Here is a 12,036-nt window from a genome sequence, read left to right on the forward strand (position 1 = left end):
GCTCCCTCTCCCCCTGCTCTTATCTAGCCTCTTTCCGCTCCATCCACACCCTCCCTTCGCTCCCCAGCATCCGCAACACCCCTCCACTTCCCGCCCTCTCTCCCCCTGCTCTTATCTAGCCTCTTCCCCATCCGTATCCTCTCACCACCTCCTTCTCTCTCCCTTTATACCAAGCTCCACCTACCGAAGAGAGCCTTACTGGGATGATACTTAGAGCGGGGGTGTGTACCCACGTGTACACAAAAGTGTACACGTGGGTACACTGTAGTATACACGCGTGTATACTTTTCCCTCTTAGGTAGTAGGTATATGTATGGTAGGTCTATGCCTGGGGAACGGATACTACTATCTCTGGGCTATCCCCCTCGGGTACTGTGCTCTCGGGTACTAGAGACCTCCTACCTCAGCCTTCTCGTCAGAGGGGGTAGTCTAGGGAGCGACTATATGCTCCAGCACTCTCTTTGAAAGGGTGGGCTAGGGAGCGACCACGTGCCCCACCCCCCCTCGTCGGAAGGGGTGGGCTAGGGTGAGCGATTACATGCTCCGGCACCCTCTTTGAAAGGGTAGGTTAGGGAGCGACTATCCCCACCTACTATCCTCATCAGCAGAAATAACCTAGGGTATGACCACACGCGTCAGCCCTCCCCCTTCGGAGGGGTGTGGGCTAAGAAGCGACTTTATTTGCTACCTTTGCGGTATCGTTATATATCAAATCTTTAGAGGACACACTCCAATGAACAAACTTGTTTTCCTCACACACACGCTCCTCGTCCTTCTCTTCGTGAGCTGCCAGCAGACGGGCAATGGGCAGGAGCAGACCGCCTCCTCGCCCCAAGCAGCTGCGACAGCCAAGGTCAAGGAGCTCCCCGCCGTCCTCATCGGCAAGACGCTTGTCATCGACTACGGCTCTATGCTCAGCGAAGTACGTTACCAGACGGATTCGCTCTACTGGCGCAAGCTCAACTCCGAGGGGCAGACGGCGAGCTGGGGGCGCGAAGTCCCCTCGTACGAGACCTTTGGTGATGGGCGGTTCTTCGTCACCTGGCAGCAAGCCGATGGGACGACTGTTACCCAGATTGTGGACCTTCGGGAGCACAAGGTACTGGCTAGTATCAGTGTCATTGACTCTACGCTCGCTGTAGACTCGGCACGTATGCCCCTTGTCCTGATCGGGGCTGCTGCTGTAGCGGCCGAGGAGCCTGCTCACCCCGGTGAGCCTCGTCTAAGGCGTCAGATCCAAGCTCCCCCCCTCGAGGAGGTGATCGAGGACAGTGTCCAGGTCAAGAAGCCCGAACGTCCTTCCCAGCGTCGTGTCTAGGCCTGCACTCCCAGCATCGCCCCCCCCTACACCTATTATAGTGTACTCCTTACACTCGCTACGGGGTATCTCACCTCTCCACTTCAGACTCTACCCTCATCACTCAGCCCTATCCCTATCGCCTAGTCCCCGCCCTATATCTATATCTCTACCCTTGCCCCTCATTGGATAGCTCTGCTTAGTAGCGGGCTGGGTATACGGTCCCTTCTTTATCCTTAGCCCCTCACCCGGCACGCCCCCCTCGGGGTGTGCTGGGTAGGGGGCTTGTCTCCATCTCTACCGTCGCCGGGGGACATCGAATTGCACTTTGTTGTACCTTTGCAGAAGCGAAGTGGGGGAGAGCTATATCTCTCTCCCTCACAAAGATTGCGAATGGTGTAATTTATATAAAAGGTGGATCGATGATAAAGAAGTTTCTGGGGCTCATCGCCCTAGCTATAGGCGTGTTCCTGCTGGCTCGCTGTACGAGCCACAGTGGAGAACGTACAACCCAAACCCCAAACACCCCTCCCGCCGTGGAGGCCGCCCCCATAGAGCTCCTCGGCAAAACCCTCTTCATCGACTACGGGACGATGAAGGCCGAGGTTCGCTACCAGACAGACTCGCTCTACTGGAAGTCCTTCACCCCAGAGAAGGTCTTGACCGGCGAAGGTCAAGAGACCCCCTCCTACGCAGAGCTGGGCGATGGTCGCTTCCTCGTCACCTGGCAGGAGGCCGATGGGACAGCTGTATCCCAGTTCATAGACCTCAAGGAGAATAAGGTCCTGGCGAACATCCTTGCCCCCCTCAAGAGTAAGGAGGATACACGCAAGCCTCTGGCCTTGGCCGGTGCTGCAGCAGTTATCTCCGACTCTGCAGCCCAGCCCGCACACCCCTAGATAGGAATTTAGGGGAGAAATATGTACCTTTGGTCAAGCGAGGGGCTCACAGAGAGCTCCACGCACATAGCTTTATTCACCCTAACACAAGGAAATAGCAATAGATGGAACAGCCACAGGAAGCCCCACAGTTTGGCATTGAGCTCCCCGAAGAGGTCGCGGGAGGCGAGTACAGCAACCTCGTACTAGTCGCACACTCGCAGAGCGAGTTCGTCCTCGACTTCGTACGCCTGCTCCCCGGCCTACAGCAGGCACGTGTACATGGTCGTCAGATCCTCACCCCCGACAACGTCAAGCGTCTCTCCCGCATGCTGGAGCAGCACATCCAGGGCTTCGAGCAGGAGTATGGTCCTATCGTGCTCCCCGAGGATCAAGCCCCCGCACAGAGCAACTAGTCCACCCAACGGTCCCCCCAAGCCCCCGTCTCGGCTGGGTATACCAGTACAGATACGGCTACACCCATTGCCCCACCCAGCCCTGGGGCAGGCGATGGGTGTAGCCGTCCTTAGTCTATATAGATGATGAAAAAGCCCCGAATAGTCCTTGATAGCTCCCTGCCCTACCTCCGTGGGCTCGTGGAGGAGGTCGCTGAGGTCACTTACCTAGAGAGTCGAGCCTTCAGCCCCGAGACGATCCGTGGAGCAGATGCCCTCCTCATCCGCAGTGTCGTCCGCTGTGACGAAGCCCTCCTCTCAGGTAGTAGTGTGCGTATGATCGCTACCGCTACGGCGGGCTACGACCATATCGATACCGACTACTGCGCCGAGCACGGCATCACGTGGCGCAATGCCCCTGGCTGCAATGCCGGGGGAGTGGTGCAGTATGTCCTCTCCTCGCTCTCGGCTTGGTCTCTGGATCGGGGGATAGACCTCCGAGGCATGACCATAGGGATCATCGGTGTCGGGCATGTCGGGGGAGGACTCCTGGAGCGCATAGGTGCGTTGGGTCTTCGTCCCCTGCTCTACGACCCTCCCCGAGCAGATCGGGAGGGTGCCGAGGGCTTCTCTAGTCTCGAGGAAGTGCTCCGGGAGAGTGATATCCTTACCCTCCACGTCCCCCTAACGAGGGAGGGGAAGTATCCTACGGCCGGGATGGTGGATGAGCCTCTGCTGCGTGCCTGCCAGAGACGTCCCCTCCTCATCAATGCCTGCCGCGGAGGAGTCGCCCCGAGTGCCCCCCTGCTACGAGCTCTAGACGAAGGGTGGATTCGCGAGGTCATCATCGACTGCTGGGAGGGTGAGCCTCAGATCAGTGCCGACCTTGCCCGCCGTGCCTACATCGCCACCCCCCACGTCGCAGGCTGGACGGCAGATGGTAAGTGGCGAGGCTCTCGGATGGCACTGGCTGCCGTCTGCGGAGCCCTAGGGCTAGACGAGCCCCTGTGGCTCTGGGACGATAGTCTTCTACCCCGACCTACCGAGCCGAGGGTCAGACTGAGAGACTATCCCGAGGCAGAGCGGGTACGTCGGGCTCAGCTCCGCACCTGCGATCCACGGGAGACGACGGCACAGCTGAGGGCGCACCCCGAGGCCTTTGAGTCGCTACGCCGAGGATACGTCTACCCACGCGAGGCCTCCGCCTACACGCTCTTAGATCCCGAGGTGGGGGATCGGGAGGCTCTTGGCCTATTAGGCTTCAGAGTCGTTTAGCGGGAGAATGGTGTATCTTTGTGTCTAGTGATGAATAGAATGAAGATCCATCCCCTCCGAGCAAGCACTTACTCGGTGATGTGTCGCCTCGTCCTCGTCCTCCTCTCGCTAGGGGGTGTGGCAGAGGTGAAGGCACAGTATACGCTTGCCCTCCCTGCTCGCTCGGAGCAGGGGGTACTTCGTCCTGCCTTTGCACACGAGGCCCGTGCCGTGACAGCCTCCCCGAGGCTTCTTCGTCTACCAGAGCTCAGGGCTGGCGACCTCCCCCGTGAGGACGTACACCGAGGGCAGGGGCTACGTACCTATCAGTTCGCCGTAGAGCGCCCCCTCGACCTAGGGGCAGACAGCATCGGGGAGTACCTCACCGATGGCGCTGGGAACTATGTCTGGCGTGCTGAGCTCGTCGCTAGTCGTGCCCGTAGTGTGAGCCTTCGCCTCAGTCGGTATGCCTTGCCCGAGGGGGCTCGCCTCTTCGTCTACGGGGCAGACGGGGAGCAGATCGGTGCCTTGACGAACCAAAACAATACCCCAGATAGCCTCCTCCAGCTACGCCCTCTCTCGGGGGAATATGTACGGGTCGAGTACGACTTCCCTCAGGGATACGTGCCTCAGCGGGGAGAGCTACCCTTCCGTATCGCTAGTCTCTACCATGGCTTCAGGGGGTGGCGTACGGACTTTGCCCAGCCAGGGGAGCCCTTCTATGACTATACGCACAATGGGCGCAAAGGGCTCCAGGAGATCGCCTGCATCCCCAACGTCCTAGCTCACCCCGACCAGTGGCGACAGAGCCGCAGTGTCGTACAGCTCATGGTAGGTGGACGATTTATCAGTTCGGGGGTGCTCATCAATAACTCCCGCTCCGACGGTACCCCCTATGTCTTGACCTCGGCACACTGTGTCAATCGCCTCTTTGACCTCGAGGGAGAGCTGGACAAAGTACGGGACGAAGCGGCGACGACGGTCTTCTTCTTCAACTTCCAGAGCCCCACGAAGCAGGGCAATATACGTGCTACAGAGGAGCAGAGCCTCAGTGGTGCAACGCTCATTGCCTACAACGAGGATGCCGATATGGCGCTCCTCCAGATCACGGGGCTACCTAGCTCGGGGAAGATACCCCGTGAATACCAACCCTACTTCGCAGGCTGGAGCGTAGAGGATCGACCTCGGGCGACCTTCTACGGCATTCACCACCCCCTAGGCTCGACCAAGCGCTACTCTGAGGCGGGTGACGAGGCTCTTACGATCAAGGACTACAGCCTCTCTATCCACACCTGGACACGCAAGCACTGGTTCGTCAATAGCTGGGCAGTAGGCTGTACGGCGGCGGGCTCGTCAGGGTCCCCCCTCTTCGATCGGGAGGGACGTGTCATAGGTGCCCTCACGGGCGGAGTCTCGTCCTGCGAACTCATGGGAGGCGATGCCTACTGGGCACTCAAGGAGACGTGGCTCAAGGGTGATCCCTCACTGGGCGATATCGTTGCCCTCCAGCCTTGGCTCTCTCCGGTTGATGCTAGTAGGAAGGTGTGCGACGGCTACGATCCCCTCTCCCCTAGTATCGTACAGCGCCTCAGCAAGCTCTACCCCGACCCCAACGTGCTGAGCCAGCTAGGGAACCGACCGACCCATGTCTATGAGCCTAAGGATGATGTGCATGAGCTCGGGAATGCCTTCTGGCTAGAGCAGGACGCACGGGTACGTGTCCTCGGTGCCTTCGTCGTCTTCAAGTCTAATCATACCCTAGCCTCGACACAGCTCCCCCAGCTCCGTGTGCGCCTCGCTCCGCTCCCTGAGGACGGGCAGATCACGACCCCTATCCTCGACTTCTCCTCCACTCGACTAGGACGGTTCAATGCGTATGACGACGCCAGCGGGCACTTCGTCGATCGCCCCCGTACCCTACGTGAGGATACTATCGAGGTCTTCTTTCCCGTGCCCCAGGAGACCCCGCTTACCCTTCCGAGAGGGCGCTACATACTCTCCTGTCACAACTCGGGTGGCGGTGCGATGAAGCTCCCTCTGCTCATGTACCGAGGTCCGTCTCTGAGGTCGCCTTCTTGGTCTGCTTGGTATCGTCGTGATGGGCAGAGCTGGCTCGCTAGTCAGTCGGGAGACAATGAGGCCTACTGGATAGACCTCCTCGTGGAGACCGATGCACCACTATCGGTGGGTCGCCAAGAGGGTGCTTCTCAGGCAGATGTCCGAGCTTACTACCACGACCGCAGGCTCTATGTAGCCGAGACGGAGGCTTACTATCACTCAGCGGATATTCGTATCTATACGATGCTCGGGGAGCAGGTGCAGCACTCTGTGCTACACTTTGACTCCAACCTCGTCTTCCTCCCCCTCACGAGCCTCCATCCCGGGAAGTACGTCGTGTCGGTCACGACTCGCCCCGCCCATCCCCAAGCTCCGGCGAGGAAGCTAGCTTTCACCTTTATTATCCCTTGATATCCCCATATGCTCACCCCCTACAAGGACAGTGATGAGCCCAAGGTGGATCAGATCCGTAAGATGTTCAATCGGATCGCTCCACAGTATGACCGGCTCAATCGTATTATCTCTCTCGGCCTAGACCGCTCATGGCGTCGAAGGGCCCTACACCTACTCGAGCCCTACCAGCCTCAGCAGGTGCTCGATGTGGCTACTGGCACGGGCGACCTAGCTATAGACCTCGTCCACACCATCCCCTCGGTCAAGCATGTCACGGGGATCGATATATCGGAGGAGATGATGCGTATCGGTCAGGAGAAGGTACAAGCCTTGACGCTGGAGCGCAAGATTAGCTTCGAGCGTCAGGACTCTACGGCTACGACCTTCGCTGATGCGAGCTTTGACGCAGCCACTATAGGCTTTGGGATAAGGAACTTCACCGACATCCCAGCAGCAGCGAGGGAGCTTCATCGTATCCTTCGTCCCTCAGGGGTGCTCGTGATCATAGAGTTGTCAGAGCCTAAGAACCCCATCCTTCATCTAGGCTACAAGCTCTATGCTGGGCATATCATCCCCTTGATAGGGCGCTTCATGTCGGAGGATCGAGATGCCTATCGTTACCTCCCGAAGTCTATCGCTGTGATGCCCCAGCGGGAGAAGATGGTGGAGATCCTTAGGGAGGCAGGCTTCCGAGAGGCTTTCTATCGGAGTATCTTCCCGGGCACCTGCACGATCTATATCGGTATCAATGCCGAGGGCTCTACCCCTGACGCCTCAGCGTAGGAGTAGAGCCCTCGGGGCTTAGATACCCTTTGTGTGGGGTTATTTACGAGGATAGACAGTGTCTAGAGTTTGTCCAATATCGTCCTTCCACATGATCCATCCATTGGTACTACGGCCAAGGACATATTCAGCCGCTGTGCTAGGTGAATTGAAGGTATAATCCTCCTTGAGCCTAAGCAGGCCAGAGACTACGGTGCAGTGCTCCCCGATGAATTGCTTCCTCTTCCCCTTGCCTGTATAGGATGGTGCTTCGGTGCATGAGAATACACTTCCCTTGAGTACGGTGAATTTACCACTGGAGTATCTGCCTGCTGCATCTGCGTCTTTTCCCTTGATGTAGAAGGTGGGTGTGTTTGTGTCCAACGAGGTACATGCCTTGTCGGGGCTCTCATCAAGTATATCACAACCAATAATCGTGAGAAGCATCTTCACGTCCTCAAAGAAATCATCAGCAGGAGCCCTCCTATGTGTGGGAATCTTTTTTCCTTTGGGTATCTGCTTGTTCTCATTGAGGTCGTAGTGCTCGATTTGTAGAGCTTCTGTGATGGCTTTATGCTCAAAGTATTCGACCTCGGTGCTCGTTATCTCATCATTGCTGGCACAGAAGAGGATGATCCGATCCCAGAAGGCCTTTTTGCTATCATGGTCTTTGGCTCGCTTCATGATGTCATCAGTCTGTCCTATATATGCTTGAGGCTTTTGGGGGCTCCCCTTAGGTAGCGATTGGAGGAGTATGTAGAGGACAGATTTTCCCATCAATGCGTCTGGCTGTGCTGTGAGCCAAGGGAGGCATTTGCGAGGGACGACGTATGCCTGGCAGATACGGTTGGCGATGGTGAGGACTTGCACTCCTTGTGGTGTGTTATCTACTAGGGTGATGTTGATGGTCTTGCTCATACTGCTGAATTTTTGTTCTCCACTATGTGTCCCTTGCGGATATACTGTATAGATATAAGAGAAGGAGGATAGAGCTCTAGACCCGTGTCTCGTAGTAGGGCTTCTATCCTCCTTCTATTTGGTACCCCGCTTGACTTCTGCGGGGCTGTCGTTATGCTTCCTTCACGCGGCCGACGTAGGAGCCGTCACGGGTATCGATCGTGATGAGCTCACCCTCGTTGATGAAGAGGGGCACACGCACCTCGGCGCCCGTCTCTACGGTAGCGGGCTTGAGGGTGTTGGTGGCGGTATCGCCCTTGAGTCCGGGCTCGGTGTAGGTCACACGGAGATTGACGTGTGCGGGTAGCTCGCAGGTCAGGACGGTCTCGGAGGCGGCGTGCACCATAGCCTCGACCGTATCGCCCTCCTTGAGGAACTGTACACCATCGATCACAGCCTCGGGAATGGAGATCTGCTCAAAGGTCTCGGGGTGCATGAAGTTCAGACCCATATCGTCCTTGTAGAGGTACTGATAGGGGCGACGCTCGATGCGTACTTCTTCGACCTTCACACCGCTGTTCCATGTCTTGTCGATGACACGTCCTGTAGAGACGTTCTTGAGCTTAGAGCGAACGAAAGCGGGACCCTTACCGGGCTTGACGTGGAGGAACTCAACGATGAAGTAGTACTGCCCATCGATGTCGAGGCACATACCATTGCGAAAATCTGCTGTTGTGGCCATAATGTCTGTTTATAGAATGTTGCTTTGTTTTGTCTGCAAAAATAGGGAAATTCGTCAAACCTTCATATAGCTAGGCTATTACGCTGTCGCCCTAGAGGTGTCTCCCTTCGTAGCCACTCCCTACCCCTCAGATGGTAGCTCTCCTTGTCTTGGCAAGGGGAGCTACTTGCTTTGGGGGGATAGGAGCTCCCTAAGGTATTGGCCCGTGACGGAGCTGGGGGTAGAGGCGACTTGCTCGGGTGTCCCCTCGGCGACGATGTACCCACCTGAGGCACCTCCCTCAGGCCCGAGGTCTATGACCCAGTCGGCACTCTTGATCACCTCTAGGTTGTGCTCGACGACGATGACGGAGTGTCCTTGCTCCACGAGTGCCTGTAGCGCGCCGAGGAGGGTACGGATGTCATGGAAGTGTAGCCCCGTCGTGGGCTCGTCGAAGATGAAGAGGGTAGGGAGCTTCTTGCCCTTGCCGAGGTAGTAGGCGAGCTTGACACGCTGGTTCTCTCCGCCCGAGAGCGTGGAGCCGTTCTGCCCGAGCTTGATGTAGCCGAGGCCGACACGTTGTAGGGGGCGGAGCTGGTCAATGATCTTGGCCGAGAGTGCTGAGGACTCTCTGTTCTGGTCAAAGAATTCGACAGCCTCATCCACGCTCATATCTAGTAGCTGGGAGATATTGACCCCACAATACTCTACCTCGAGGAGCTCCTTGCGGAAGCGTGTGCCGTGGCAGGCCTCGCAAGGTAGGGTCAGGTCGGCCATGAACTGCATCTCGATCGTGATCACCCCGGCACCCTGGCAGGTCTCACAGCGGCCACCCTCCTTGTTGAAGCTAAAGTAATAGGGCTTGTAGCCCATCTGCTTCGATAGGGGGAGGCCCGCGTAGAGGTCTCGGATGCTGTCGAAGGCACCGACATAGGTCACGGGGTTGGAGCGGGAGCTACGGCCGATGTTGTTCTGGTCTACGTACTCGATCTGCTTGATCTCCCCGAGGTCTCCGTTTAGGGCTCGTAGTTCGAGGTTGTCCATAGGCTCTCGCTCTAGGGTACGTCGGACGGCTTCGTAGAGGAGGTCGTGCATCAGGGTGCTCTTGCCCGAGCCACTTACCCCGCTGACGACGGTGAGTGTGTGTAGGGGGAAGCGGACGGTGATGTCCTTGAGGTTGTGCATCGTCGCCCCCTCGATCTCTAGGTAGTCCTTCCACGGACGGCGCACGGTGGGGAGGGCGATCTGCTCTCGTCCCGTCAGATAGGCCGCCGTGTAGCCAGGGGTATCGCTCGTGATCTCCGAGGCTTCGCCGGCGTAGACGACTTCGCCTCCATAGCGTCCGGCATCTGGGCCGATGTCGATGATGTAGTCGGCGGCACGCATCATCTCCTCGTCGTGCTCTACGACCACCACGGTATTGCCGAGGTCTCGTAGACGCTTGACGACCTGGATCAGCCGAGCTGTATCTCGCTGGTGAAGGCCTATACTAGGCTCATCGAGGACGTACAGCGACCCGACGAGGCTACTCCCGAGCTGGGTCGCCAGGGTCACCCGCTGACTCTCTCCGCCCGATAGGCTGTTGGAGAGACGGTCTAGGGTCAGGTAGCCCAGCCCGACCTCGACGAGGAAGCCTAGGCGGGAGCGTATCTCGTGCAGTAGTCGCTTAGCGATCAAGGCCTCGGCGGGGCTGAGCTCCAGTGTGTCGAAGAAGTGCTGTGCCTCCCACAGCGTCATCGCCACCACCTCGGCGATGTTCTTCCCGCCGACCTGTACACACAGAGCGTCGGGCTTGAGACGTCCACCGTGGCAGGTGGGGCAGATGGTCTTGCCCGTGAAGTGGGCTAGGCGGACACGGTTCTGTATCTTGTAGAGGTTGCCCCTCAGGAAGTCAAAGTAAGGCGTGATCCCGATCGGGCCATATTCCTTGCTCGGTATGCCGTCCCAGAGCTGGGCTTTCTGCTCCTTCGTGAGCTCCTCGTAGGGGCGATGAATGGGGAACTTTGCCCGCTCGGCATAGCGGATGAAGAACTGCTTCCACTCCGAGGAGACGACGCCCCTCCAGCATGCGACGGCGTCGTCGTACACCGAGCGGGTAGGGTCGGGGATCACCAGCCGAGGGTCTACCCCGACGACCTTGCCGAAGCCCTCGCACTCGGGGCAGGCTCCGATAGGGTTGTTGAAGCTAAACATCTCGGGACTTGGCTCCTGGAAGACCCTGCCGTCGGCCTCGAAGACGTTGCTAAAGGTCTTTAGGTAGGCTGGGGCTCTTCCATCCTCCCGCTGCTCCTCGACGGCGAGCTGACACTCTCCTCGGCCCTCGAAGAAGGCCGTCTCTACCGAGTCCCCGAGGCGGTCTATCGCCGTCTGGTCTTCACTGATAGCTAGGCGATCGATGAGTAGGGAGAGCTCTCCTGCCCGATCATCCTTCCACAGCAAGGCGTCTTCGATGGGGATGATCCCCTCGCTCGTCCAGAGTCGGCTGTAGCCCTGCTGGAGCTGGATCTCTAGGTGCTCTGCTAGGCTACGCCCCTTGGGGAGGTGGAGGGGGACGATGAGGTAGATACGGCTCCCCACGGGGAGGCTCTTCGCATAGTCCAGCACGTCTTGCACGGTGTGCTTGCGTACCTCTTGGCCCGATATAGGGGATATGGTCTTGCCCACACGGGCATAGAGCAGGCGAAGGTATTCGTAGATCTCGGTCGAGGTGGCCACCGTGGAGCGAGGGTTACGGCTGACGACACGTTGCTCGATGGCGATCGCAGGGGGGAGGCCTCTGATCCAGTCAGCCTCGGGCTTGGCCATACGTCCTACGAACTGTCGGGCATATGAGGAGAGGCTCTCCACATAGCGTCTCTGTCCCTCTGCGTAGAGGGTGTCGAAGGCCAGAGAGCTCTTCCCCGATCCGCTGACTCCGGTCACGACGATGAGCTTGCCACGGGGGATCTCTAGGTCTATATTCTTGAGGTTATTGACCCGTACGTGGTGGAGTAGGATGCCACGGGAGGTATCTTGTCGATCCTCTCGCTGCTCCTCCCGCCGAGGCTCTTGGGGGATTGCTTTTGTCTTCTTTGCCATCTGTGGACTATGCCGTAGTATCTATGAACGCTAAAATAGGTAGTCTGGGGCTCAGAAAGTCTTACTTTTCCTTAAAGGAAGGCTCTCTTCGCCCGACATAATTACACAAAAATACGAATAAAGCCTTGTTTGGATCTCCTCTCCTTCCGTTTTCTCCCTCGCCCTCCACCCGCTACCTCCCCCGCCCTCGTCCCGTCCTCGTCTCCGCCTGCTTGTTATCCCCTCTTTTGTACTCCCGTCGTACTCGTTTTTGTGTACACGTGTGTATACAGTTGTGTACCCACGTGTACACTGTTGTATACA

General features: G+C 57.9%; 10 protein-coding genes. 6 read left to right on the top strand and 4 right to left on the bottom strand.

Going from position 1 to position 12,036, the window contains the following annotated elements:
* Positions 1-733: 733 nt before the first annotated feature.
* The 6 genes from QZ170_RS08655 to ubiE all read left to right on the top strand — a co-directional run bounded on the left by QZ170_RS08655 (position 734) and on the right by ubiE (position 7,058).
* Positions 734-1,318 carry a hypothetical protein gene (locus QZ170_RS08655; RefSeq protein ID WP_297179976.1) on the top strand — a complete coding sequence of 195 codons (585 nt, stop codon included), beginning with the start codon at positions 734-736 and terminating at the stop codon, positions 1,316-1,318.
* Between the two features lie 401 nt (positions 1,319-1,719).
* Entirely contained in the window at positions 1,720-2,196 is a 477-nt protein-coding gene (locus QZ170_RS08660; RefSeq protein WP_297179979.1) for a hypothetical protein, read from the top strand.
* Positions 2,197-2,300: 104 nt separating this feature from the next.
* Positions 2,301-2,591 (top strand): DUF3467 domain-containing protein, encoded by a 291-nt coding sequence (locus QZ170_RS08665; protein WP_297179981.1) that lies wholly within the window; start codon positions 2,301-2,303, stop codon positions 2,589-2,591.
* A 123-nt stretch (positions 2,592-2,714) separates the two neighbouring features.
* Positions 2,715-3,845, top strand: coding sequence for a 4-phosphoerythronate dehydrogenase (locus tag QZ170_RS08670; protein WP_297179983.1), 1,131 nt, complete (start codon positions 2,715-2,717; stop codon positions 3,843-3,845).
* Positions 3,846-3,875: 30 nt separating this feature from the next.
* The gene (locus QZ170_RS08675) at positions 3,876-6,293 is read left to right on the top strand and encodes a serine protease (RefSeq protein ID WP_297179986.1); all 2,418 of its coding nucleotides are present in this window, start codon (positions 3,876-3,878) and stop codon (positions 6,291-6,293) included.
* Between the two features lie 9 nt (positions 6,294-6,302).
* The gene (gene ubiE, locus QZ170_RS08680; protein ID WP_297179988.1) at positions 6,303-7,058 is read left to right on the top strand and encodes a bifunctional demethylmenaquinone methyltransferase/2-methoxy-6-polyprenyl-1,4-benzoquinol methylase UbiE; all 756 of its coding nucleotides are present in this window, start codon (positions 6,303-6,305) and stop codon (positions 7,056-7,058) included.
* A 39-nt stretch (positions 7,059-7,097) separates the two neighbouring features.
* Here the strand turns inward: ubiE and QZ170_RS08685 are convergent, their stop codons facing one another.
* The 4 genes from QZ170_RS08685 to QZ170_RS08700 form a co-directional block, all read right to left on the bottom strand.
* The gene (locus QZ170_RS08685) at positions 7,098-7,955 is read right to left on the bottom strand and encodes a GIY-YIG nuclease family protein (RefSeq protein ID WP_297179991.1); all 858 of its coding nucleotides are present in this window, start codon (positions 7,953-7,955) and stop codon (positions 7,098-7,100) included.
* 151 nt (positions 7,956-8,106) lie between these two features.
* A complete protein-coding gene (gene efp, locus QZ170_RS08690) occupies positions 8,107-8,676 on the bottom strand; it encodes an elongation factor P (RefSeq protein ID WP_297179993.1) in 570 nt (189 codons plus the stop codon).
* 162 nt (positions 8,677-8,838) lie between these two features.
* Positions 8,839-11,733 (bottom strand): excinuclease ABC subunit UvrA, encoded by a 2,895-nt coding sequence (gene uvrA, locus QZ170_RS08695; RefSeq protein ID WP_297179998.1) that lies wholly within the window; start codon positions 11,731-11,733, stop codon positions 8,839-8,841.
* A 51-nt stretch (positions 11,734-11,784) separates the two neighbouring features.
* On the bottom strand, positions 11,785-12,036 hold a 252-nt coding region (locus tag QZ170_RS08700), incomplete at its 5' end, for a hypothetical protein (protein ID WP_297180001.1).

Origin of the sequence: uncultured Porphyromonas sp., assembly GCF_905372525.1 — a bacterium.
Taxonomy (GTDB): Bacteria; Bacteroidota; Bacteroidia; order Bacteroidales; family Porphyromonadaceae; genus Porphyromonas.